The following is a 21,551-nucleotide window of genomic DNA, read 5'->3' as shown; positions in this document are numbered from 1 at the left end:
TTTGAATTTCCATGCAACGGGCATGGCTCATGTTCACTGCCCCATTGCCGCTGGCATGGTCGGTTCTCGCAGACTGGCAAGGTATTCCAGCAGGTACTGGGCCATGGTCACATTCCAGAACTGCCCGGCCCGAGTCAGCACCACCCAGTGCCCACTTTGCTCAAGCAGGCCCGCCTTGCCCCACTGTTCAAACAGGGGCAGGCACCGCTCCAGAAGCTCCGTTCCCAGCAGGGCAGCCAGCTGCTGCAGATTCAGGGCGGCCACATCGAAGCCACCGGTGATCGCTCCCGTCACCTCCCGATCCGTATCGGGACGGGCGGTAACCATGGCCAGCGGCTTGCGGCCCTCCCGGATACTGTCCAGATAGCGTTCCAGGTCGCGTTCGACAAAATAGCCGTGACCGTGCAGACTGCCGCCGGCGCCACAGCCGAAGGCCAGGATATGGGCTTTGTTTTTGACCAGTTGATTGTAGAGATTACGCTCGCGGGTGGTGCGACCCCAGTGGCTGACGGAAAGGCGTCTCCAGCGATTGGCTTCCATGACGTCCAGCCCCTGTGCAAACATGCGGGCCTGGCGGGTCATGTCGGCGGCAGGCTCAATGGCACCCTGAGCCATACGCTTGGCCAGCTCACTGTGGGGCAATACGTTCAGCTGGTACAGGTCGGCACCATCAAGAGCCAGAGAAGCGGCAGTGCGCACGTCCTCCTCCCATATTTCCATGGTCTGCCCCGGAAACCCGTATACCAGGTCGATCACCACTGCCGCCTGATCGGTGGCCATGAGGCGCTCCAGTGCCTGCAGAACGGATTCCCGATCATCAATGCGAGCCATGCTGCGCCGCACATTGGTGTCAAAGCTCTGCACTCCGATGGAGAAACGGTTGGCACCCCCCTCAAGGCAGGCGTCAATTTTGTCTTGACCGAAACCGTGTATTCTCCCCTCCACCGTGATTTCACAGTCATTGGCCAGGGGCAGGTAACAGGTGGCCGCATCCAGCACCCGCCTGAGGTTCTCTGCACTCAGGGCGTTGGGCGTCCCTCCCCCCAGATAGAGGGCATGGACAGGACCGGAGGTCACGGCCGGATCACTGGAGCTCTGCTTCAGTTCGCCAATAAGGGCATCCACATAGGCGGCTTCCAGGTCATCCCGGTGAAAGCGGTTGAAAAAACCGCAATAGAGGCAACGGGTCTTGCAGAAGGGAATACTGATGTACGCTGCACTTTTGCCGGAACGGGGTCGGGCCATGAGCGCGCGGAATACCTCCTGAAACTTTGTGACATCCAGGTTGGGCATCTGCATGCCGGCGTGCACGGCAGCCTTTTTCTGAAAAGCGCCAGCAAGGGGGTCGCCATCGGTGCGCGCATAAAAACGTTCAATAACAGCTGATACTGGTGATACACCCGACATGGGTGACGCGTGAGAAGGTGGTTGCATAATCCAGACCCTGAAGCACCGGCTCAGCACAGGCTGAACAGATGACGCGTGGTAGTGGTTCGGGATTTACAATCCTCGGGAAAGAGGTGCTTGCAGCACTCAGGTCAGCAACGATAGTCAACTCGGATCCGGGTGACGCTCCCTGCACTGATAGGCGTAGTCAAAACGCTGTATGGCCCCGCACTTGGGGCACTTCATTTCAACTTCCACGACATACCCCTTAAAGAGCAGTCGTTTGCAGCGTTTACAGCGAACCTCAGGGAGCGCTGCGTCTGCTGCGCGGCCACACCGGCAGGGGGAAGTTTCCTGATGAGGGAACATACGCTTCTCCACAAGGAATTTCGGTGCATCTGGTGCCGCATGTCCAGAAATGAACATTCAACATACCATAACGTCGATTGACGTCAAGAATATATTTAGTCGCCCCTAATGATCATTTTCGCCACTATCACCCTGTGCATTCCTTCACTTTTCTGCAGTTGACCGGCAATCACTCCACGGATATACTCGATTGTTAATCGGGGCTAATAAATCATTCCCCATGTCACAAGGAGGTGTCACAACCATGAACCACGCAACGGACCTGGAAAAACAGCTGGCAGCACTACAGGCAGAAAATCAAAGACTCCGCTCCACCCTGGACGAGCAGGCCAGGCTGGCCAGCGTCGGCATGATGGTCAGCGCCATCGCACACCAGTGGCTGCAGCCCCTGAACGCCCTCTGGGTATCAGCGCAGCATCTGGCCTGTATCTGCGAAGAGGAATCGACTCCGGCAACCTGCATTCGTGGCAATGTTTCCCAGATTATGGAGTACCTGCGCTTTATGGCCCAGACCGTGGAGGACTTCCGCGACTTCACCAGTCCGGGTGCAGGGGGAGAGTGCTTCGCCCCGCAACAGGCTATCGAGATCACCCTGGGAATGCTGAAAAACCTGCTCCTGCAGCACCAGGTGGTCGTTCGCCTCCATGGAGAGCCGAACATGAATATCCGGGGCAGCGCCGGTGAATTTCGCCATGTGGTGATGATCCTGTTGAACAACGCCATCGATGTCTTCCGCGAACGGGCCACCCCGCACCCCGTCATCCACATCACCATCAGCGGGCAACAGCAGTTCATCTCCATTGAGTTTCGCGACAATGGCGGAGGCATCGACCCCGACCTGCTGCCATCGCGCCTGTTCGAACCATTCACTTCCACAAAGGAGCGGGGCATGGGTATCGGGCTGCACCTTGCCAGGCGCATCGTGGAAGAGAAGCTCCAGGGGACCCTGCGGGCCGAAAACATCCCTGGCACCGGAGCACGTCTTCTTCTCTGGATACCCCAGCCATCCACCACAACGGGCAACCTCAAGGACGAGCTTTAAATCTACACGCGCATGAATAGAGCTTGACAAGACTAACTTCGTGCAATTACTCTCTCAGAGATATACCCTTATAAGTCTCTCCCCCAGCACAAAAATGGCAAGGGGCATTGAGCACGATAATGGCACCACAGGTGAATTCATGTCTCTCCTCTCGGAAACCCGACGCGAAGAACTGCTGACCCTTTTTGAAAGGGTTCAGGTTGCCCACCATATACCGGGACGCATCCGCCTGAAAATCAAAGGACGCGCTCCACAATGGCTGACCAGCGACCCCGCCAGCACGCAGACCCAGATAGAGGCGCTGCGCGGCGTGCTTCAGGTAAAGCTCAACCCACTGGCCGGCTCGGCCACTATCACCTACGAACGTACCCCTGAGGCTTTTGAACACTTCGATGCTCTGCGCAGCGGCAATGTAGCCCCTCTGCTGGAGTACTTCACCAGGGAGGTGTCACCATCGTGAAAGATCCCGTCTTCTGCTTCTGCCCCGATCCGCTCGCCGAAAGCTCCCCGCAGCAACAGGCCCTGCAAAAAGCCCTGGAGAATACTCGGTTCCTCCTGGTTTTTTATGGGAACGCACTTCGTCGCTGGGGATCGGACGAGCTTCTGCGCTCCATTCAATACCGTCGCCAGCAACAGGAAGCCGCTTTGCTGTGGCTTCTGGAACAACATTCACCGCAGGCCCCGCCACCATACCCGGAGGCACTGGACGCACAGGAAAACCTGCTGGAGTGGGTGGAGAGCGCTGTCGTCGCTGAGTCCTGGACGATGCACCTCTATGACTGCCTTCTTCCCTGCACGGAAGATACGATTGTCCGTGACACTTTCTTTCGCATTCAGGCAAGCATCGCCGAGGAAAATCTGCCCTCCCTGCGCAGCGGGATCGATCACCTGCAGTCGCCCGACCCGCGGGCACTCATAGAAGAAGTTCATAAGCTGATCAGCGCTCCCGATCCCCAGCGTCTGACAGAGTTGTTTACCCGTCGAAATGGACCACTGCTGGGCGGAGCCCTTTTGGGTGCCGGTGCCCTGTGGCTGCTAAAACAGACCCTGATACGTCAGGAACAGGAAGAGGAGTAACCCGATGGCCTATCACTTTGTACTGGGCGCGGTCGTTGGAGCTGCAGCGGTTCTGCTGCTCAACAACCGGCGTACACGAGAGTACCTTGATCGTGGACAGCTTTTGTTGAAGGAAAACGTGGATGAGGGAATCAAAGCCGCCAGAGCCACGGCTGAATGCATTCGCGAAAAGATGCAGACCCCGGACGATGAGCACCAGGAGAGCAAAAGTGCTGCGGACGCCTCTGCCGCCTCGGAACTGCCCGCCACCACAGAGGAGCAGCCTCCAGCCAAGCGCAGCCGCCGTACCCGGAAACCCGCTGCCGATGAATAGACCATTTAACCCCGCTGCTGTCTTCTGGGCCGGTGTCATCAGCCATGGCCTCCTGGGAATTGCCCGCCATGACCCAACCCGCGACAAAAGCCTCCCTGAGCACGCCCTGCTCCACGGACTCCAGGGAGGCATAGCCCTTGGCAGCGGCGCCCTCGCCTACAACTGCTTTGCATCCCGTGAACCCATGGCGGGCGTAGCCGTGGTGCTGACCGGAGCTTCACTCATGGGACTCCTGCGCTCACCATCCGCATCGAACGCCAAGTCACCCCCTAAATCCATATCATCAGGAGAGCACCATGTCCGACCATAAACAGGAATATTCTTCAGCCTACGGCTACAACCCCGGAAACTCCACCATGCACAACCCTTACCTGCAGCACCACTCTGCTCAAGCCGGCGGCCTTATGGGTGGTGCCCGCTCAGCCCTTTTCGGCGGAAGCCAGAGCGACCGCTTCATCAAGGGCCTGCTGATCGGCGCAGCAGCCACTTTTCTGCTGACGAACGAAAAAGCGCAACAGACCATAATCAAAGCAGGCGTCGCCCTCTTCACCCAGGTGGCCTCCAGCGTCGAGGAACTCAAGGAAAAAGTCGAAGACGCACGGGCTGAAGCACAAGAGGAGAGGATGGCGCAAGAGGACTGATGCCACTGTTTCACTCCCTGGAAATCATCCACCAGACACGACAACGGGTTCGCCTGCGCTACCGAGAGCAGGTTGCCTTCGACAAGCACTCCCTGAAGCGCCTGCTGGAGCTGAAAGCCGGGGTGAATCGCGTTGAGCTCGGTCGGGTCAACCGCACCATCCGCATCGTCTTCGATCCCCAGGTTCACCAGGTACCGGATATTCTCACCCTCCTGAGGGAGATCCGCTCCGATACGTTCGCCGCTTTGGACACTGCCGCTCATCTGCAGAGTTCCGAGCAGGTGCACAGCGTCCTTAAAGGCCTGGTCGCCTTTGCCCTGACTCCGCTGCTCCCCCCTCCCCTGCGGGCGGCCTTCACCCTGATGGCCTGCAGTGCAGCGCTTCTGCAGGGAGGGCGTCACCTGCTCAAGGGCAAGATGACCTCGGAAGCCATGGAGGCCACGGCCATCGCCATTTCTGTCGGTCGTCGCGACTACACGGCTGCCCATGTGACCAACCTGTTGATCTCCCTGGCGGAATACATCGGCCACCGCATCGACCGCCAGTCCGATGAACTGCTGCTCTCCCTGGTTCAACCTGAAGCCGAAGAAGTCTGGATTCACCGCAACGGCGAAGACATCCTCGTCAATGCTACCCAGGTTACCAAGGGCACCATCGTCATCGCCCAGGCCGGGGAAACTGTGGCAGTGGACGGCACCGTCATGGAGGGGCAGGCCTCCATCAACGAGGTCTCCCTGACCGGCGAAGCCCTGCCGGTGGCCAAGGCGCGGGGAGACCGCGTGATTTCTGGAACCATCGTGGAGGAAGGCCGGGTTCATGTCTACGCCGAACAGGTTGGGCAGGAGCGGGTCTCCTTCCGCATCGCCCGTTACGTGGAAAACTCCCTGCAGTCAAAGTCCCAGGCGCAGCTTAACGCCATCCGGCTGGCTGATCGCCTGGTCCCCTTCTCCATTGGCCTGGCCTCGGCAAGTTATGTCCTCAGCCGCAACCTGGCAAAAGTGGCCGCCGTTCTGCAGGCCGATTACTCCTGCGCCCTGAAGCTGGCAACTCCTGTGGCATTCAAGTCTTCCATGTACCGCGCCGGCGCCCACCAGGTGCTGGTGAAGAGTGCCAGCGCCCTGGAAAGCCTGGCCCAGGCGGAGGTTTTTATTTTTGACAAGACTGGCACCCTGACCTCCGGCGACCTGGAAGTACTGCACACCGTCTCCCTGGACAGCCGCTGGAGCAGTGAGGAAGTCCTCAATCTGGCAGCCTCCATAGAGGAGCACTACTTCCACCCCATCGCCCAGGCAGTGGTCAAGGCCGCCCAGCAGAACTCCTCCAGCCGCAAGCACTTCCACCACAGCGAAGTGGAATTTATCGTAGCCCATGGAGTCATGGCCTATGTTGATGGCAAAAAAGTCGTCATCGGCAGCCGCCATTTCCTCGAAGACGATGAAGGCATTCGCTTCCCCGACAGCACTACCGGAATCCAGTGCCACTATGGCGAAAGCATAACGCCCCTCTATATCGGTTATGACGGCAAACTGCTGGGAATCATCTGCCTCAAGGATGAACTGCGCCCGGAAAGCCCCCGCCTGATGGCCAATCTGCGCGCCCTGGGAGTGCAGTATATGGTTCTGCTGACAGGGGATCGCCGGGAAAAGGCTCTGGAGATAGCCAGTGAACTGGGCTTTGACGAGTGCCACTATGAACTGCACCCCGAACAAAAGGCCACCATCGTGCAGGGTTACAAAGATCGTGGACTCCGTTGCGCCTTTGTCGGAGATGGCATCAACGACGCCCCGGCCCTGTCACTGGCCGATGTGGGAATCGCCATGCAGAAAGGGGCCGATATCGCCCGCATCAGCGCAGACATCGCCCTGCTGCACGACGACATTCTGCTGGTCAGCGATATCCGCGCCCTGGCAGCCTCCACGCTCAGAAGAGTCACCACCAACTACCGCCTCACCATTGGACTCAACAGCGCCATCATGCTGCTGGCCGCCATGGGGCGCATCTCACCCATGGCAACGGCAGTGCTCCATAACGGAACCACTATCGGCATCCTGCTGAATGCCGCCCTGGGTGGCCGCAATGCCATGCAGAGCCCCAGAAACAGCATCAAAGCACCATCCACAGGTGAACCCTATGAAGAAGCCTCCGAAACATTCCCAGCGTGAGCTGGCCAAACTTGCCATGACCGCAAGCCTCGGCCTGACGGTTATCACCGCATTGTTCATGAAAGGCAAAATGGCCAAACGCCTGCACACAGGTGCCGGTATCGCCCTGGTTGCCAGCTCCATCTGGCACCACCAGCTCTATCAGCCAGTCAAACCGTCCAAAGAGGTGAGAGAATTCCCTGTTAGGGAAGAGAACCGCCTCTGAAGCACTTATATCAATAACAGGAACCACTATCGGAATTAGTGAAACTTAACTCTTGCAGTCGAGAGTATTTTATGCAAAATGTTCAGATCAACTAAGAACTCTTCCCTTAATGAATAATGTCATCCAGGAGAAACATATGAAATCCTGCACTCTGTACACCGCTCCCAGAAAGAAACGCTGCATCCTTGAAAGTATCCCCGACGAAAAGCTCCTGCAGTCCCTCGGAATCCGCTCAGGTGTTGAACTCTCCATCGTCTCCCGCCAGCCCTTTGGCGGTCCGGTCACCATTAAGCTCGGTGACCGCTGTCTGGCCATCTCCAAGTCCATAGCTGAGCAGATCAGTATCCGGGAGGTAGGTTAAGTGGACTGCCACGGCAACCCGAAGCCCATTTCCCTGGCCCCCGGCGAAGAGGCCCTGAAAATCCTGCTCATGGGAAATCCCAATGTGGGGAAAAGTGTTATCTTCTCTCGGCTGACCGGCATGAACGTGCGTACCGCCAACTACGCTGGCACCACCGTCAATTACACCCATGGCATCGTCCAGTACCACGGCAAAAAGGCACTGCTCACGGATGTTCCCGGCACTTACTCCCTGGAAGCCACATCTCCCGCTGAAGAGGTTGCCACCAAACTCCTCGCAGAAGGAGCCCATGTGGTGCTCTGCGTCCTCGATGCCACCAACCTGGAGCGCAATCTGCCCCTGGCCCTGCAGATACGGCAGACCGGGCTGCCCGTGGTGTACGCCCTGAACCTCAGCGATGTGGCTCGCCGCAAGGGAATCACCATAGACACAGACGCCCTGGCCAGAGAGCTGGGCGCTCCCGTTATCGCCACTTCGGCCGTCAAGGGCGAAGGCCTGAAGACTCTCCTGGACACGACCCTGCAGGCTGCCCAAGGGCAGACCATCAAGGCAGTGACTCTTCCTGAGAGCTTTCAGAGCTTCTGGGACGAAGCATCCCGCATTGCCCGGATAGCCCAGCGTAACGAATCCCGCCCCATGACCCTGTGGGATCGCTTTGAAGAGATGACGATTCGCCCCCTGCCCGGACTCCCCATCGCCCTGATCGTCCTGATCATTGCCCTGGGCCTCGTGGTAGGCGGTGGAAAGGCTCTGCGGGCCGTAATCCTGCTGCCTCTGTTCAACAACTACGTGGCACCCGCCATTACCTCCGCCGTCTCCAGCGTGGTCTCGGAGGGCATCCTGCGCAATGTGCTCGTTGGCGAATACGGCATGCTCATTAAGGGTATCGAATGGCCTATCGCCCTGATCCTGCCCTACGTGGCCCTCTTTTACATCGTGCTCTCCTTCCTGGAGGACAGTGGTTACCTGCCACGCCTGGGTGTCCTGCTGGATAACGTCATGCGCGCCATGGGCCTGCAGGGCGGCAGCATAGTCCCCATGTTCATGGGGTACGGCTGTGCCGTGCCCGCCATTATCGGCACCAAGGCTGCTACCAGCAACAAAGAGCGCCTGATGATCACCGGACTCGTCGCCCTGGCCGTCCCCTGTACCGCCCAGACCGGAGCCTTCATCGTCCTGCTGGGTGACCATTCCATGGCGGCACTGCTGGGCGTTTATGCCATCTCCTTCGGAGCCATGTTTCTCGTGGGCAGCCTGATGACCAGAATGCTGCCGGGAACTGTAGCCCCCATGCTCATGGAAATCCCCAACCTGCTCATGCCCGATGGCAAATCGTTGCTGAAAAAAATCTGGATTCGCATCAAGCAGTTTCTGCTGGAGGCGGAAATCCCCATGATCCTGGGTATAGGCGCAGCTGCCCTGATTGCCGAAACCGGAGTCCTCGGCGTGGTATCAGGTTTCATGGCACCCATCGTGGTGGGCTGGCTTGGTCTGCCGGCCGAAGCGACCCTGGCACTGATGCTCGGCATTATCCGACGCGAACTGGCGGTACTGCCCCTGTTGGGACTCGACCTGAGCATACTCCAGCTGATGGTAGGCTCTGTCGTTGCCCTGTTCTACCTCCCCTGCCTGACAGTAACGGCAATCATCATTAAAGAATTCAGCCTGAAGATCGGCCTGCTGATCCTTCTCCTGACCACCCTGGCAGCCTTTGTCTTTGGCGGGCTCCTCAATAAGATCGGCCAGCTGCTGCTGGTACTGCTGTAACAGGAATCAGCCATGAAAGCGATGGTGCGCCTTACCAAAACGACAGAACGAATCCTTGTCCTCTGCCCATGGCTGATCAGACTGCAGCAGAAGTACTATCATCGCATCGTCAGCAAGGAAGTGCGCTCCGGGCTTATTTCAAGCGAAGACAACGTCCTGTGTATCGGAGGAGGCCCCCTCCCCTGCACCGCCATAGAGATCGCCCGCTGTACGGGCGCCCATGTGGTGGTCATAGACTGCGATCCGGCAGCAGTGCACACGGCGCAGCAGATTGTCCGGGTCATGGGAATGGAAAACTCTGTGGAGGTCTGCCTGGGTGACGGGTGCAGCTACGACGCCTCACACTTCCAGGTCATCCATATTGCGCGCCAGGCTGAACCTCAGGAGGCCATTCTGCGCAACATATGGACGGTCGCTCCCCGCGGCGCCCGTATATTGGTGCGCCATCCCAACGCCCTCCTGAAAAGCTGCTATTGCGGTCTCCCCCGCGCATATGCCTCCCAGTGCGACCGCAAGGGGAACGCAGTCGACGGCACCCTCCTGTTCACAAAAAACCGCAAGGAGTTTCCCGGTGAAATACATGCTGCTGGCGACAGGCATAGCGCTCACCGCACTGCTTATCTGGCAGGCTGACTCCCAGGAGTTTCTCACCAGCCTGTTGATGGCCAAGCCGGAATGGCTGGTCGCTGCCTTTACCCTGCAGCTGCTGACAGTAACAATGATATCCTGGCAGTGGAAACTGCTGGGTCACCATATCCACAGCGGCTGCCGCTTTCACCAGATGGTACATATCAACATGTCGGGCACGTTCTTTGAAAGTGTCACACCGGCCATGAAAACCGGTGGTGAGGTCGTCAAAGCCTATCTGCTCAAGCGCGCTTTCGGATGGACCACTGTCCAGTCAGTGGCACTGGTTGGACTGCAGAAAGTCGTCAGTATCGGCCCGCTGCTTTTCCTGGTAGGCGTCTCCCTCTCCCTCTATGTGATCGCCAATGGCATCTCCACACCCCAGGGCTGGCTGGTGGCCACCAGCGGCATGATCCTGCTCCCAGTTTTCCTGCTGATCTGTGCCGTATTCATCGCCCCTGCCGGCCTGGCGGTCTGGCTGGAAAAAGTGTTTCCCGCCAAATGGGTACACACCCTCAGCCAGAGTCTGCATTCCCTGGAAAACGCGCTGTCACAGGTAAAAAAAAGGGGCAGCCTGGGCAGACACTTTCTCCTGTCAGTTACCCTGTGGTTTCTCTTTCCAGCCAAAGCCGCCATCATTGCGCTGTCCATGGGCCTGGAAGCAGATCTGATCAACATTGCCACGGTCACCTTCCTGGCCTATATGGTGGCCATGATCCCCCTGACTCCAGGCGGACTGGGAACTTTTGAGGCCACGGTCGTCTTCCTGCTGCTACCCCTGGAAATTGCCATGCACCAGTCCATGGCATTTGCCATCATCCTGCGGCTGGTCACCTTCTGGTTGCCTTTTCTGATCAGCGCGCTCTACCTGCTCGCCCACTGGGGCCTGGGGCATGCTCGCGTGCCCGCCAGAACCCCATCCCCATAACAACCCTCTTCTACAAAGGACGCACCCATGAAGCAAAAACTCCTGCACCTTGGATTTCTGATCACCTTGCTCACCTCTTTGGTCTCCAGCGCCACAGCACACTGCACCTGGGTTGAGGCTCCTGCCAGCGTGGAAACCGGCCAAGAGGCCGCGATCACTCTGTTCTGGGCTGACCCTGAAGAACCGGTGGAAAAGCGTGACTCACCGGAGCTGACGCTGCGCATTCAGCAGCCTGACGGCCAGGTGCTCCCCGTAAATACTGACCACAAGGGAACATTTCAACAGGCGCAGTGGGAGTTTTCCCAGCAGGGCGTCCACACTCTGCTGGCCACCCGCGAACCGGCCCGCCATCGCATGAGCCAGTACCGTGATTTCGGCAAAACTCTCTTGCTGGCAGGCCCCGCATCCGAGGCACCGGCCCCCGCCGGCCTTGAACTGGAAATCACCCCCCTGGAACTCCCTGCTCCCGGAGTCACCGAAGTCCCCCTGCAGATTCACTACTTCGGCAAGCCACTGGCCGGAGCCGAACTGAAAATCATCACTCAGGTTGACCGTACCAAGGGAACCTATCAGTCACTCCATGATGACAAACAGTACCAGAGTGCCACCAGCGATCAGCAGGGCAGGGTCACCGTCACCCTTGATCCTTCCCGCAACACCATCATCAAAGTTCGGCACAGTGTCGGCGCAGCCGAAGTGGATGGCGACCACGGCCGCTGGGTGCGCACTATCATATTCCGCAGCACCCTGAGCATCGCCGAAATGCGCTGAATTCTCACACGGGGCCCAGGGCGCAGAAAATAATTTATTAGGTATCGCTAACTTAATGATTGACAACTAGCGAAAAGTGCACTACAAAAAGAATCAGCAAGGGAGTAACCTTTGCTGATTCTTTACACGTGGGGGTGCAGTATGGTTGCAAAGAATATGACCCTTCGCAAAGCACTTATGAAAAACACTGGAGTCAGGGGCGCGAACATGGATTGCCATCTGAACTGTGACGAGTGCCACAACTCTGTCATGCTCAACCTGCAGGATCTGTTTCCCATAGCGCGTTCCTGCAGCGATCAGGACAGTAAACTCTCATCGGACAAACAGGCTGTATTGCACCGGTAACAGGAGAAAAGCATGGAAATTCTTGATGTCGTGGTAACGCTTGCGGCAGTAGCACTTGCAGGCACCTATCTTTACTGGCGGGTTTTTCGACGCAAAACGGCAACTGGTGGCTGCGGATGCGCTTCAGGTGGAGGGTGCTGCTCCACTGGAAGCAGTGAACCCAAGAAGACTTCCTGCTGTCAGGGCGGCAGCCACAGCTGAGCAGCCCTCTATACTCTACACAGAAACCGACCTGTGGCCGTGGCAATAACATCGCCACGGCCACAGGTTATGGTACTTTCCCCTCGTCCTGTCTTCCATTTTCGGTGAGTGAAAGATCCCGTGACATACGCCTGCTGCAGTACCCGCAGTGGGCGCAAGAATTTTACCTGCAGATCACAGGTCACCATGGGATGCCCCAGTGAGGCTGGAATTTTCCCCATGGCCTCATCAAGCACCGTACTGAGGATGCCGCCATGAATAATGCCGTCGTAGGAGGCGAACGCTTTGGAAAGCCGCAGTCCTGCCTGTGACTGCAGTTCCTGGGCATCAACCTCAAACTGCAGCTGCAGTCCAACGGTATTGTGCTGACCGCAGGCAAAGCAGCCCACGGCGTCATCCAGTGCCCAGCGATTCAGGGGCAGCTCTATGCCCATTCCACCAAGCAGGCGCGCAATATAGCGTCGTACCTGGCCAGGCATCCCCTGGCTCTGGGAGTAGAACTCCGGCATAAACGGCTGAATGCCCACGCCCAGCTGGCTGAGTTTCAGCAGATTCTCCAGGTGAATTGAATTCAGGGGGGTTTCACGGGGTGCCACCACAATGGGACGCCGCTCTTTCAGGCATACGTCAAACACCCGCTCTGCCAGAGTCCCGGAAAGCCCCTGGCAGACCCGCGCGCAATAGCCCATACTGGCTGGCAGCACCACCAGGCCATCAGGTACTCCCGAGCCGCTGGCCAGGGGAGAAAAGAAACTGCTGTTATCATGGATGTGCACTCCGTCGGGCAACAGCTTCTGAACCAGCGTTTCACGCTCGCCCTGGCCAAGGGAGCGCGTCTGTTCTATGCTCATTCCCGCTTCAATGCAAAAATTCACCTGGGCCTGCTCCGTACAGATGACATGGCACTGGATATGCTGGGCAACCAGCGCATCCATGGCCTCCAGCGCCAGGGTGCCCCCTGAAGCTCCCGTGACGATAAGGGCGATTTGTTTCATTTCTGTCCTTCACTCAAAGAGCTTTTCCCTCATCTTAAGAGAAAAACGCCCCATTCATCAGTATTTTTTGGCTGGAATAGCCTTTTTTCACAACTTCGCGCTTTTTTCCCGTTATTGTATTATGTTACATTATGTCCACAAGGAGGACGAAAAGCAATGATAACCAATGCCCTTGAATTCGAACGCCCCATCGTGGAGCTGGAAAAGAAAATAGAAGATCTGGAAAAATTCGCATCCCAGGAAGGCCTGAACTTCTCCACCGAGATTGAAAAACTCAACCGCAAGATGGAATCCCTCAAAGAGGAAATATACGGCAATCTCACCGAATGGCAATGCACGCAGGTAGCCCGCCACTCAGCACGCCCCTACACTCTGGATTTCGCCGAACACGTTTTCACCGATTTCCAGGAGCTGCATGGCGACCGCGCTTTCGCCGACGACAAATCCATCGTTGGCGGACTGTGTCGCTTTGAAGGACAGAGCGTCATGCTTATCGGCCACCAGAAAGGGCGCAACACGGCAGAGAATATCCGTCGCAATTTCGCCATGCCCAATCCCGAGGGCTACCGTAAAGCCCTGCGATTCATGAAACTGGCGGAAAAATTCAATCTGCCTATCATCACCCTCGTTGACACTCCTGGCGCCTATCCCGGCATAGGGGCGGAAGAGCGCGGACAGGGCGAAGCCATCGCCCGCAACCTTCTGGAGATGTCTGGGCTCAAGGTTCCCATCATATCAGTCGTCACCGGCGAAGGCGGCAGCGGAGGCGCGCTGGCCCTGGCCGTGGGCAACCGCGTGCTGATGTTTGAGCACTCCATCTACTCTGTTATCAGCCCGGAAGGGTGCGCCGCCATTCTCTGGAAAGATGGCACCCAGGGCGAAAAGGCCGCCAAGGCGCTGAAGCTGACTGCTCCGAACCTCCTGAAGCTGGGTGTTATCGATGAGGTAATCCCGGAACCCATGGGTGGAGCCCACCGCGATCCTGCCGTCGTCTACGCCAACCTGAAAGAGGCCCTCAACCGTCATCTGCAGGAGCTGCAGAAGCTTTCCGCCGATGAATTGACACAAGATCGCTATGACCGGTTCCGCAAGATCGGCGTCTTCAGCGAATAGAACACCAGCAACGCGCATGACAGTTTCAAATCCGGGCACGGAAAATTTCTTGCTCTGCCCGGATTTTTGAGGCATATTGCTTCAAATCATTCAAAAGGGGAGTGGGGATGAGGTTTTCGAGGCAGCCGATCGTCGTACAAAGGGGACAGAGAAAGAATAAGCCACACATTCTTTTCAAGCTTTTCATGGTTATCGGAACCGGTCTTATCATAGGATTCGGCGCCAACATCATCATCTCCTCTGAAATGAACATCCGCAAATCCTTTGTCAGAGACAACCCCGTGCTCTCCGCCCTCGATAAACTCCACCGCCCGGCCCTGATTGATTATGAGGATGAACAGGGCTTCACCGAAGAGCCGGATTTCGTGGAGATTGAAAAAGGCGAAATCCCGGAAACCCTGCACACTACGGAAGGCACCGTGCAGCGCGGTGACTCTCTTTACAGCATCCTGGCAGCCCAGGGGCTCTCGCCTTTGGAAATTCACGGGATTACCACACAACTGGACGGGCTTTTCTCCACCCGCAGCTTCCGCGCCGGACAGAAGTACTCGGTAGCGCGGGATGATGAGGGAAATTTCCGCCGCTTCACCTATCACCAGAGCCGCTCCATCACCCTGCACGTGGAATGGGATGTGGTGTCCGAAGAATTTCACGTATCCAAGGAAGTCCAGGATTATGACACCCGCACGTCCAACCTGACAGGCATCATCACCAGCAATCTGGCCAATGAACTCCAGCGCAATGGTCGCTACGGACTGATTACGCAGCTGGAGAACGTGCTCTCCTGGCGCATCGACTTCAACCGCGACATCCAGCCGGGCTCCCAGTACCGGATCATTTTTGAAGAAAAATGGCTGAACGACCAGTATGTCGGCGTCGGCAACATACTGGCAACTGAAATAACCATTCGCAATAATACCTACACAGCCTATCGTTACCAGGATCCCCAGGGGGTAGTTGGCTATTATGACGAAAAGGGAGACTCCATGCAGCGCTTCTTCCTGAATCGTCCAGTCAACTACTCCCGTGTTTCCAGCCCCTACGGCTACCGTGTGCATCCCGTTTACGGAACGCGGCACTTCCATGGTGGCGTAGACCTGGTGGCCCCCACCGGCACTCCAGTCTACGCTGTGGCTGACGGGCAGGTGATCTTCCGCGGACGCAAGGGACCAGCGGGCAACATGATCACCCTTTCCCATGCCAACGGCTACCACACCCAGTACCTGCACCTCAGCCGCTATGCGGTCAACTACGGCAGCCGGGTTCGCCAGGGCGATATCATCGGCTACGTTGGCGCAACCGGAGTCGCCACCGGTCCACACCTGGACTTCCGCGTCATTCGCAACGGACGACTCCAGGATCCCATGCAGGCGCTGGCATCCTCTTCAGCTGCCCAGTCTGTTGCCAGCGAGCATCGCAATGACTTCCTGGCCAAACGGGGCATGCTCAGGGCGCAACTGGATGAGCTGGATATCCAACTGGCCAGCGCGGAGCGCTAAGCGCCCATATGGCCGTCTTCCCCTTCCGCACCACTCCCACCCATGAGGCAAAAATCAGGAAGTTCGCCTACAGTGCGACTGTCCTGATCCTCATCACCACGGTTATCCTCAGCCTGTGGGTCAAGACCCGCATCATCGCCACAGGCTACGAGGTCGCCGGGCTCCAGCGTCAGATCCTTGAGGAGGAGAGCCGCCTGGGCATACTGGAAGCCCGTCTTTACCAGCTTGGTTCCCCTGGATACATCCAAATGCTGGCAAAAGAACACGGGATGGTTTATCCTGCTGCCGATCAGCTTGAGTACCTGCTGAACCAATCCATCCTCAGGGCCAACGAACTTGCAGACACCCCACGTTAAGACCTTCAAGGTTGCCCAGTACCTGGTACTGGCGTTTCTGGTTCTCGCCATCGGCTACCACCTGGCGGAAAAACAGCTTGTGAATCACCAGACCTGGAAAAGTCGCCTGGCCGCGCAATACGACAAAGACTTCACCATACGCCAGAATCGTGCCCATATCGCCGATCGCCACGGCTTTCAGCTAGCCGTCAGCACCAAGGCCTACTCTATTTACGGTATCGGTTCCGAAATCGAAAATACCCGTGACGCAGCCAGCCGCATCGCCCAGGCCATGGGCATGGCGGACTACGGCCCCATCTATAACCGTATCGCAGGCAGGACCGGTTTTTTCTGGATTGCCCGCAATGTGGATCCCCTGGTAGCATCGCGTATTGGCACCATCAAGGGCGTCGGACTCCTGGAGGGAGAACGCCGCTTCTACCCCGATGGCGATCTTTTCGGCAAACTTCTGGGCTTTACCGGTGTTGACATCCAGGGGCTGGAGGGCATCGAGCACCGCTTCGACGAACGCCTGAAAGGACAGGAAGTCCGGGTGGCCGTCTACCGCGACGCCCGACGCCGCGACATTATGCTGGAGCCCATCTCCACCCAGCAGAACTCCCTGAAAAAACCACCGCTGACCCTCTCCGTGGACAGCCGCCTGCAGGCCTTTGTGGAAAGCTCCGTCCAGCAGTTTCTGCAGGAGCACGAAGCCAAGGCCATCAGCGTCGTCGCCATGGATCCTTTTAACGGCGAAGTACTCAGCATCTATTCATGGCCCAGCTACGACCCGAACAACTTCAGCAACTATCCCCGCCAGCGCTGGCGCAACGATGCCATTGCCAACACCTTTGAGCCCGGCTCCACCTTCAAGCTGATCACCTACGCCGCCGCTCTCAAGAGTCGCAGCATCACCCTGCAGGACATCTTTTTCGGCGAAAACGGCGAATATCGCGAAGGCAACCGCACCATCCGCGACACGGTCCCCATGGGCTGGGCATCGGTGGCCGAAGCCTTTGGACAGTCCAGTAATGTCATCACCTCGAAAATTGCCGCCCAGATCCCGGCAGAGGTCTTTCACAGCACTATTCGTGACTTTGGTTTCGGCGCTGCCACCGGCATTGAACTCAGCGGGGAATCGGCGGGATTGCTGCGGCCGCCCAGCCAGTGGAGCAGACTCTCCCAGACATCCCTCTCCATGGGTTATGAAATCAGTGTGAATGCCCTGCAGATGGTGCGGGCCTATGCCGCCGCCATCAATGGCGGATACCTGGTGCAGCCAACGATCCTCAAAGGAGCCAACCAGGGTCGCGAATGGGAGGCAATCCTTGACCCGCAAACCGCTGACGCCATGAAATCGCTGCTGCTGCGCGTAGTGGAAAAAGGCACGGGCCGCAATGCCAGCCACAAGTACTTCACTATCGGTGGCAAAACAGGCACCGCCCAGAAGCTCGATCCGGTGGAAGGCTATACCCGCGACCGCCACCTGGCGAGCTTTGTGGGCTTTTTTCCCTATGAGCAGCCGCAGGTCGTCATGGGCGTCTTCATCGATGAGCCCAAAGTCGCCGTCAAACAGCAGAACGCCGAGGGCCCGGTGTATGTTTCAAGTTATGGCGGCGCGGTTGCGGCACCTCTTTTTCGCGATATTGCCGGCAAATATATCAACTACTACACCATCGTACCTGACCGTAAATCAAACTGATCCAAGGAATTCCCCGTGCGACTTCAACAACTCTGCCAGCAGCTTGGCCTGCCTCATCCTCAAGTGGATGTGGAATTCAGCCGCCTGAGCCGCGATACCCGTGATATCAGCCCCGATTGTCTTTTTATCGCCATAGCCGGTTCCCAGTTCGACCCTCACCTCCATCTGCCCGAGCTGCTGAGCTCCGGAAAAATCGCCGGAGCCCTGTGCCAGTACCCCGTTGACGGGCCCAACACCCTGGTCCTGCCCGATCTGGCGGAGCGGGAAGCCACCATTGCCGTGGCCGCCTATGGCAACCCGTCTGCCGCCCTGAAAGTCGTCGGCGTCACCGGAACCAACGGCAAAAGCTCCACGATCAGCTACCTCCGTCAGGTCTACCAGGCCCTGGGCCGCCGAACCGCCACCATCGGCACCCTCGGCTATGCCATTGATGGTGGGCCGTCCGCGGAGCTTGCCAACACCACACCCTGTGCCACCACGCTCCAGCATATCCTGCACCTGTGCCTCCAGCACCATGTGGAGTATGTGTTCATGGAGGTCTCTTCCCATGCCATCGCCCTGGGCCGCGTACAGGGCATCAGGTTCCACGGCGCCATATTCACCAACCTCACCCCGGATCACCTGGATTTCCACGGCACCATGGACGACTACCTGCAGACAAAACTCCGGCTCTTCACACCTGCTCCCCCCTACGCCATCATGCACACCAGGCGTATCCCCCGGAAGCTGCCCCCCCTGCCCGGCGTCCTGAGTTTCGGCCCCGGGGAAGACGCTGACATCCCCACGACGGAGCAGCAGGTAAGCCCGGAAGGAATTCGCTTCTGCCTGCAGGGGCAGATTTACCGCAGCCCCCTGCGAGGCCGTGGCAACCTGGAAAACGTCCAGGCCGTCGCCGCTTTCTGCCACCATGAAGGGCAGGAACGCCAGCAGGTTGCCCGGGCCATAGCAGCACTGCGCCCCATAGAAGGGCGTTTCATGCCCATTTCCCACAATGGCCGCCATGGCATCATCGACTATGCCCACACCCCCGACGCTCTGGAGCAACTGCTGAAATCGACCCGGGAGATCTGCCACGGCAGGCTGATTGTCGTCTTCGGCTGCGGCGGTGACCGTGATAAAACCAAACGCCCTCTCATGGGCGCCATCGCCAGCGAGCTGGCGGATATCTGCATTGTCACCGACGACAACCCGCGCACCGAAGATCCCCAGCATATTATCTCCCAGATTATTGCCGCCATGGATATGGGCAGGACAACAGTGATCCATGAGCGTCTACGCGCGATTACCTGCGCCAGAGAGCTGGCAACTGGCGATGATCTGGTGGTCATCGCCGGCAAGGGACACGAGAAGTATCAGATTTATGGCCGGCAGAAACACCGCTTCTGTGACGCAGAAGCCTTCTGTTCCTGAAAAAGAAAAAAGCCTTCCCCTTGGGGAAGGCTTTTTTACAGAGGCGAAACCTGAGATCAGGGCATGGTGGTCAGCTCACGCAGCAGCTCTTCCTGCGCTTTCTGGGCACGCAGCTGCTGCCAGGCCGCCTGATCATTATTCATGCTGGTCTGCAGCGTCTGGCGAGTCAGCTCTTCCAGACTGGCGGCGTCCAGCCCCATCAGCACATAGGTGGTATTGGCCGGGCTGGTGATAATGCGGTACCGCTTGGCCCCATGAAGGTTCTGGGATGTCAGCAGACGCGAAACCGACTGGTTGACAGTGTCTACCGTCTCGGCATCACCGACGCCCGTGGTTTCAGTATAGCGCTGAATACGTTGAGCCACATGCACCTGCATGGAGCGGGCCAGTCGCTCCATGGCAGCAGCCTCGGCCATGGTCTGAGTGAAGTTCACCCCGGCAGCCGATACCGGATGCGATCCCACTGCGGAGACCTCAATGCCCTCCACAGGATAGCCACAAACCCACAAGGGCGCCTGCACGGTCGGAGCATCGGGATAGGTGCACTCCAGCACTTCACCGGCTTTTTTCCCACAGCCTGCCACCACCGCCAGAATCATCAACAGCATTCCTATTTTCGCGACTTTTCCACCCATGGCAGATTCTCCTTTTTCTGTATTTAAGGATACGAAACCTGAATTCGACAACGTAGCATAGCAAACAGGCGCTGCATTGAAAAGTGCCTCCCGGATTCCGCAGGCAGACCTGCAGATGGAAGCGACTCGCAACCGTCAGCGAACCTGGATCTGCTGCCCGGCATAGTCAACCCGCTGCCCGGCCCGAACCTTACAGCGCTTGCGCAGCTCCTGAACGCCATCCACGCTGACAGCTCCCCCGGCGATCTCCGACTTCGCGTGACCGCCGCTTTCACACCATCCCATGATCTTCAGCAGATGGTGCAGTTCAATGTACTCATGGCCTTCCAGCTCAAAGATTTCCATGTTCCCTCCTGTGGGCACATATCCTGATATCATTGCCAAGGCGCTCCACCGAGTGAAGGCGAAGCTGATAGGCTTTATCGGGCGTCGGCACCTTCAGGGATCCGCTCCAGGTCATCCCCTCATCTCCGAAGAGTTTTGGTGCCATGTAAATCACATGCTCATCTTCCAGTGTCTCCTTGATAATAGCCGAGGTCAGCCCCGCGCCACCCTCCACCAGCACCGATGTGATGCCGTACTGTTCGTACAGCGCAGCAAATGCCTGCTGCAGAGGCAGCCCCTGGCTGGCCGGCGGCAGGCCAATCAGCTGGATACCCGCTCCAAGAAGGCGTGTGGCCGTGTCGCTTTCCATCATGGTGGAAGAAGTGACAATGATAACGCGGCGCTCTGCCTCAGAAGGCCGCAGCACGGCGGCGTTGCGCGGTGTACGCAAAAAGGTGTCAAAGATCACCACATCGGGGTGCGGCAACGCTGTTTTGCCCCCATGACGGCAGGTCAGCAGAGGGTCGTCGGCGATGATGGTTCCGATGCCTACGGCGATGGCGTCGTGAATCCCCCGCAGAAAGTGGCCATCCTGACGGGCCTCTTCACCGGTAATCCAGCGGGACTGCCCATTGGCCACCGCCGTTTTTCCGTCGAGGGTGATGGCCGACTTCAGGGTAATATAGGGCATCTGCCGGGTGATATGCTTGTTGAAGTGACGGTTGAGGTAGCGCGCCTCCGGCTCCAGGATGCCGGATTCAACGGCGATGCCGGCCGCCTCGAGAATGGCGCGACTGCGCCCGGCCACGGCGGGATTCGGGTCCTGCGCGGCATAGACCACCTTCTGAATACCAGCGCGGATAATGGCATCGGTGCAGGGAGGTGTGCGCCCCTGCACACAGCAGGGTTCGAGGGTCACATAGAGGGTCGCCCCCCGTGCCTTTTCGCCAGCGTCTTTCAGGGCAACCACCTCGGCGTGAGCCATGCCCGCCTTCGCGTGATACCCCATTCCCACAATGGCGCCTGCAGCATCGACAATCACAGACCCCACCACCGGATTCGGGGAGGTGAACCCCAGCCCCTTGCGGGCGAGATTCAAGGCCATCTGCATAGAGACTTCGTATTGGGCTGAGCGTGTCATGGGCTTCTCCCAAGGCTGGTGATGGGATTTTCACTGCTGGTGAAAAGAAGACTGCGATCAACGCCGCGGACAGGGCTTTTCAACAGTCTGGCCAATATACTCTAGCAGACTCCGCCCTCTGTGGGAAGCGCTTCGCGCATCGCAGTATTTGACCAGCGCCCACAGGTCAGGTAATCTACAAAAACCCTACCCAAGGAGGTCA

At 58.0% G+C, this 21,551-nt stretch carries 25 protein-coding genes; 19 read left to right on the top strand and 6 right to left on the bottom strand.

All coding sequences use genetic code 11. The features are described from left to right. Nucleotides 1-33: 33 nt before the first annotated feature. Nucleotides 34-1,434: a heme anaerobic degradation radical SAM methyltransferase ChuW/HutW gene (gene hutW / locus ACZ46I_RS07065; RefSeq protein ID WP_156788062.1), complete on the bottom strand. Its 1,401-nt coding sequence runs from the start codon at nucleotides 1,432-1,434 to the stop codon at nucleotides 34-36. A gap of 117 nt (nucleotides 1,435-1,551) precedes the next feature. Further along, entirely contained in the window at nucleotides 1,552-1,755 is a 204-nt protein-coding gene (locus tag ACZ46I_RS07060) for a Com family DNA-binding transcriptional regulator (RefSeq protein WP_013506626.1), read from the bottom strand. Nucleotides 1,756-1,999: 244 nt separating this feature from the next. On the opposite strand from ACZ46I_RS07060, the gene ACZ46I_RS07055 reads away from it, so the two are divergent. The 14 genes from ACZ46I_RS07055 (at nucleotide 2,000) to ACZ46I_RS06990 (ending at nucleotide 12,195) form a co-directional block, all read left to right on the top strand. Next, nucleotides 2,000-2,797 carry a sensor histidine kinase gene (locus ACZ46I_RS07055; RefSeq protein WP_464280348.1) on the top strand — a complete coding sequence of 266 codons (798 nt, stop codon included), beginning with the start codon at nucleotides 2,000-2,002 and terminating at the stop codon, nucleotides 2,795-2,797. Nucleotides 2,798-2,936: 139 nt separating this feature from the next. Further along, nucleotides 2,937-3,257: a hypothetical protein gene (locus tag ACZ46I_RS07050; protein WP_041726049.1), complete on the top strand. Its 321-nt coding sequence runs from the start codon at nucleotides 2,937-2,939 to the stop codon at nucleotides 3,255-3,257. Beyond that, nucleotides 3,254-3,874, top strand: a complete 621-nt coding sequence (locus tag ACZ46I_RS07045; RefSeq protein ID WP_013506629.1) for a hypothetical protein — start codon at nucleotides 3,254-3,256, stop codon at nucleotides 3,872-3,874. Before ACZ46I_RS07050 ends, ACZ46I_RS07045 begins: the two co-directional genes overlap by 4 nt. A gap of 4 nt (nucleotides 3,875-3,878) precedes the next feature. Continuing rightward, on the top strand, nucleotides 3,879-4,187 hold the full coding sequence (locus ACZ46I_RS07040) for a YtxH domain-containing protein (protein WP_013506630.1): 309 nt from the start codon (nucleotides 3,879-3,881) through the stop codon (nucleotides 4,185-4,187). Further along, on the top strand, nucleotides 4,180-4,497 hold the full coding sequence (locus ACZ46I_RS07035) for a hypothetical protein (RefSeq protein WP_013506631.1): 318 nt from the start codon (nucleotides 4,180-4,182) through the stop codon (nucleotides 4,495-4,497). The genes ACZ46I_RS07040 and ACZ46I_RS07035 overlap by 8 nt, the downstream gene beginning before the upstream one ends. Next, a complete protein-coding gene (locus ACZ46I_RS07030) occupies nucleotides 4,484-4,828 on the top strand; it encodes a YtxH domain-containing protein (RefSeq protein ID WP_464280347.1) in 345 nt (114 codons plus the stop codon). The genes ACZ46I_RS07035 and ACZ46I_RS07030 overlap by 14 nt, the downstream gene beginning before the upstream one ends. After that, entirely contained in the window at nucleotides 4,828-6,990 is a 2,163-nt protein-coding gene (locus ACZ46I_RS07025) for a heavy metal translocating P-type ATPase (RefSeq protein ID WP_464280346.1), read from the top strand. The genes ACZ46I_RS07030 and ACZ46I_RS07025 overlap by 1 nt, the downstream gene beginning before the upstream one ends. Continuing rightward, nucleotides 6,959-7,195, top strand: coding sequence for a hypothetical protein (locus tag ACZ46I_RS07020; protein ID WP_464280345.1), 237 nt, complete (start codon nucleotides 6,959-6,961; stop codon nucleotides 7,193-7,195). Before ACZ46I_RS07025 ends, ACZ46I_RS07020 begins: the two co-directional genes overlap by 32 nt. A gap of 136 nt (nucleotides 7,196-7,331) precedes the next feature. Then, nucleotides 7,332-7,556: a FeoA family protein gene (locus tag ACZ46I_RS07015; RefSeq protein ID WP_464280344.1), complete on the top strand. Its 225-nt coding sequence runs from the start codon at nucleotides 7,332-7,334 to the stop codon at nucleotides 7,554-7,556. Beyond that, nucleotides 7,557-9,323 (top strand): FeoB small GTPase domain-containing protein, encoded by a 1,767-nt coding sequence (locus tag ACZ46I_RS07010; protein WP_464280343.1) that lies wholly within the window; start codon nucleotides 7,557-7,559, stop codon nucleotides 9,321-9,323. Nucleotides 9,324-9,335: 12 nt separating this feature from the next. Next, entirely contained in the window at nucleotides 9,336-9,956 is a 621-nt protein-coding gene (locus ACZ46I_RS07005; protein WP_464280342.1) for an SAM-dependent methyltransferase, read from the top strand. Next, nucleotides 9,904-10,878, top strand: coding sequence for a lysylphosphatidylglycerol synthase transmembrane domain-containing protein (locus ACZ46I_RS07000; protein WP_464281845.1), 975 nt, complete (start codon nucleotides 9,904-9,906; stop codon nucleotides 10,876-10,878). Before ACZ46I_RS07005 ends, ACZ46I_RS07000 begins: the two co-directional genes overlap by 53 nt. A gap of 27 nt (nucleotides 10,879-10,905) precedes the next feature. Next, nucleotides 10,906-11,649: a DUF4198 domain-containing protein gene (locus ACZ46I_RS06995; protein WP_013506639.1), complete on the top strand. Its 744-nt coding sequence runs from the start codon at nucleotides 10,906-10,908 to the stop codon at nucleotides 11,647-11,649. A 357-nt stretch (nucleotides 11,650-12,006) separates the two neighbouring features. Continuing rightward, nucleotides 12,007-12,195 carry a FeoB-associated Cys-rich membrane protein gene (locus tag ACZ46I_RS06990; protein WP_156788064.1) on the top strand — a complete coding sequence of 63 codons (189 nt, stop codon included), beginning with the start codon at nucleotides 12,007-12,009 and terminating at the stop codon, nucleotides 12,193-12,195. Between the two features lie 8 nt (nucleotides 12,196-12,203). On the opposite strand, the gene ACZ46I_RS06985 is transcribed toward ACZ46I_RS06990, so the two are convergent. Next, a complete protein-coding gene (locus ACZ46I_RS06985) occupies nucleotides 12,204-13,190 on the bottom strand; it encodes a UbiX family flavin prenyltransferase (RefSeq protein ID WP_464280341.1) in 987 nt (328 codons plus the stop codon). A 156-nt stretch (nucleotides 13,191-13,346) separates the two neighbouring features. On the opposite strand from ACZ46I_RS06985, the gene ACZ46I_RS06980 reads away from it, so the two are divergent. The 5 genes from ACZ46I_RS06980 (at nucleotide 13,347) to ACZ46I_RS06960 (ending at nucleotide 19,249) form a co-directional block, all read left to right on the top strand. After that, a complete protein-coding gene (locus ACZ46I_RS06980) occupies nucleotides 13,347-14,303 on the top strand; it encodes an acetyl-CoA carboxylase carboxyltransferase subunit alpha (RefSeq protein ID WP_464280340.1) in 957 nt (318 codons plus the stop codon). A gap of 185 nt (nucleotides 14,304-14,488) precedes the next feature. Continuing rightward, on the top strand, nucleotides 14,489-15,802 hold the full coding sequence (locus ACZ46I_RS06975) for a M23 family metallopeptidase (protein ID WP_198007088.1): 1,314 nt from the start codon (nucleotides 14,489-14,491) through the stop codon (nucleotides 15,800-15,802). A gap of 8 nt (nucleotides 15,803-15,810) precedes the next feature. Further along, complete coding sequence (locus tag ACZ46I_RS06970) at nucleotides 15,811-16,158, top strand: hypothetical protein (RefSeq protein WP_013506644.1); 348 nt, start codon at nucleotides 15,811-15,813, stop codon at nucleotides 16,156-16,158. Continuing rightward, nucleotides 16,139-17,839 (top strand): peptidoglycan D,D-transpeptidase FtsI family protein, encoded by a 1,701-nt coding sequence (locus ACZ46I_RS06965; protein ID WP_464280339.1) that lies wholly within the window; start codon nucleotides 16,139-16,141, stop codon nucleotides 17,837-17,839. The genes ACZ46I_RS06970 and ACZ46I_RS06965 overlap by 20 nt, the downstream gene beginning before the upstream one ends. A 15-nt stretch (nucleotides 17,840-17,854) precedes the next feature. Beyond that, the gene (locus ACZ46I_RS06960) at nucleotides 17,855-19,249 is read left to right on the top strand and encodes a UDP-N-acetylmuramoyl-L-alanyl-D-glutamate--2,6-diaminopimelate ligase (protein ID WP_464280338.1); all 1,395 of its coding nucleotides are present in this window, start codon (nucleotides 17,855-17,857) and stop codon (nucleotides 19,247-19,249) included. 56 nt (nucleotides 19,250-19,305) lie between these two features. Here the strand turns inward: ACZ46I_RS06960 and ACZ46I_RS06955 are convergent, their stop codons facing one another. From ACZ46I_RS06955 to ribD, 3 genes are all read right to left on the bottom strand, one after another. Next, nucleotides 19,306-19,884, bottom strand: a complete 579-nt coding sequence (locus ACZ46I_RS06955) for a hypothetical protein (RefSeq protein WP_013506647.1) — start codon at nucleotides 19,882-19,884, stop codon at nucleotides 19,306-19,308. Nucleotides 19,885-20,019: 135 nt separating this feature from the next. Further along, nucleotides 20,020-20,229 carry an RNA-binding S4 domain-containing protein gene (locus ACZ46I_RS06950; protein WP_013506648.1) on the bottom strand — a complete coding sequence of 70 codons (210 nt, stop codon included), beginning with the start codon at nucleotides 20,227-20,229 and terminating at the stop codon, nucleotides 20,020-20,022. Beyond that, nucleotides 20,216-21,349, bottom strand: a complete 1,134-nt coding sequence (ribD, locus tag ACZ46I_RS06945) for a bifunctional diaminohydroxyphosphoribosylaminopyrimidine deaminase/5-amino-6-(5-phosphoribosylamino)uracil reductase RibD (RefSeq protein WP_013506649.1) — start codon at nucleotides 21,347-21,349, stop codon at nucleotides 20,216-20,218. Before ribD ends, ACZ46I_RS06950 begins: the two co-directional genes overlap by 14 nt. Nucleotides 21,350-21,551: the final 202 nt, after the last annotated feature.

Source organism: Desulfurispirillum alkaliphilum, assembly GCF_055378285.1.
Note: the sequence above shows the minus strand (reverse complement) of the source record. Positions and strands in the feature narration are given on the sequence as shown.

Coding starts and splice junctions, on each gene's coding strand:
- ACZ46I_RS06990 (WP_156788064.1), top strand. CDS start 12,007: ATGGAAATTCTTGATGTCGTGGTAACGCTTGCGGCAGTAGCACTTGCA.
- ACZ46I_RS07020 (WP_464280345.1), top strand. CDS start 6,959: ATGAAGAAGCCTCCGAAACATTCCCAGCGTGAGCTGGCCAAACTTGCC.
- ACZ46I_RS06955 (WP_013506647.1), bottom strand. CDS start 19,884: ATGGGTGGAAAAGTCGCGAAAATAGGAATGCTGTTGATGATTCTGGCG.
- ACZ46I_RS07005 (WP_464280342.1), top strand. CDS start 9,336: ATGAAAGCGATGGTGCGCCTTACCAAAACGACAGAACGAATCCTTGTC.
- ACZ46I_RS07015 (WP_464280344.1), top strand. CDS start 7,332: ATGAAATCCTGCACTCTGTACACCGCTCCCAGAAAGAAACGCTGCATC.
- ACZ46I_RS06995 (WP_013506639.1), top strand. CDS start 10,906: ATGAAGCAAAAACTCCTGCACCTTGGATTTCTGATCACCTTGCTCACC.
- ACZ46I_RS07035 (WP_013506631.1), top strand. CDS start 4,180: ATGAATAGACCATTTAACCCCGCTGCTGTCTTCTGGGCCGGTGTCATC.
- ACZ46I_RS06980 (WP_464280340.1), top strand. CDS start 13,347: ATGATAACCAATGCCCTTGAATTCGAACGCCCCATCGTGGAGCTGGAA.
- ACZ46I_RS07000 (WP_464281845.1), top strand. CDS start 9,904: ATGCTGCTGGCGACAGGCATAGCGCTCACCGCACTGCTTATCTGGCAG.
- ACZ46I_RS07040 (WP_013506630.1), top strand. CDS start 3,879: ATGGCCTATCACTTTGTACTGGGCGCGGTCGTTGGAGCTGCAGCGGTT.
- ACZ46I_RS07025 (WP_464280346.1), top strand. CDS start 4,828: ATGCCACTGTTTCACTCCCTGGAAATCATCCACCAGACACGACAACGG.
- ACZ46I_RS06975 (WP_198007088.1), top strand. CDS start 14,489: ATGGTTATCGGAACCGGTCTTATCATAGGATTCGGCGCCAACATCATC.
- ACZ46I_RS06985 (WP_464280341.1), bottom strand. CDS start 13,190: ATGAAACAAATCGCCCTTATCGTCACGGGAGCTTCAGGGGGCACCCTG.
- ACZ46I_RS07055 (WP_464280348.1), top strand. CDS start 2,000: ATGAACCACGCAACGGACCTGGAAAAACAGCTGGCAGCACTACAGGCA.
- ribD (WP_013506649.1), bottom strand. CDS start 21,349: ATGACACGCTCAGCCCAATACGAAGTCTCTATGCAGATGGCCTTGAAT.
- ACZ46I_RS06970 (WP_013506644.1), top strand. CDS start 15,811: ATGGCCGTCTTCCCCTTCCGCACCACTCCCACCCATGAGGCAAAAATC.
- ACZ46I_RS07030 (WP_464280347.1), top strand. CDS start 4,484: ATGTCCGACCATAAACAGGAATATTCTTCAGCCTACGGCTACAACCCC.
- ACZ46I_RS07060 (WP_013506626.1), bottom strand. CDS start 1,755: ATGTTCCCTCATCAGGAAACTTCCCCCTGCCGGTGTGGCCGCGCAGCA.
- hutW (WP_156788062.1), bottom strand. CDS start 1,434: ATGCAACCACCTTCTCACGCGTCACCCATGTCGGGTGTATCACCAGTA.
- ACZ46I_RS06950 (WP_013506648.1), bottom strand. CDS start 20,229: ATGGAAATCTTTGAGCTGGAAGGCCATGAGTACATTGAACTGCACCAT.
- ACZ46I_RS07050 (WP_041726049.1), top strand. CDS start 2,937: ATGTCTCTCCTCTCGGAAACCCGACGCGAAGAACTGCTGACCCTTTTT.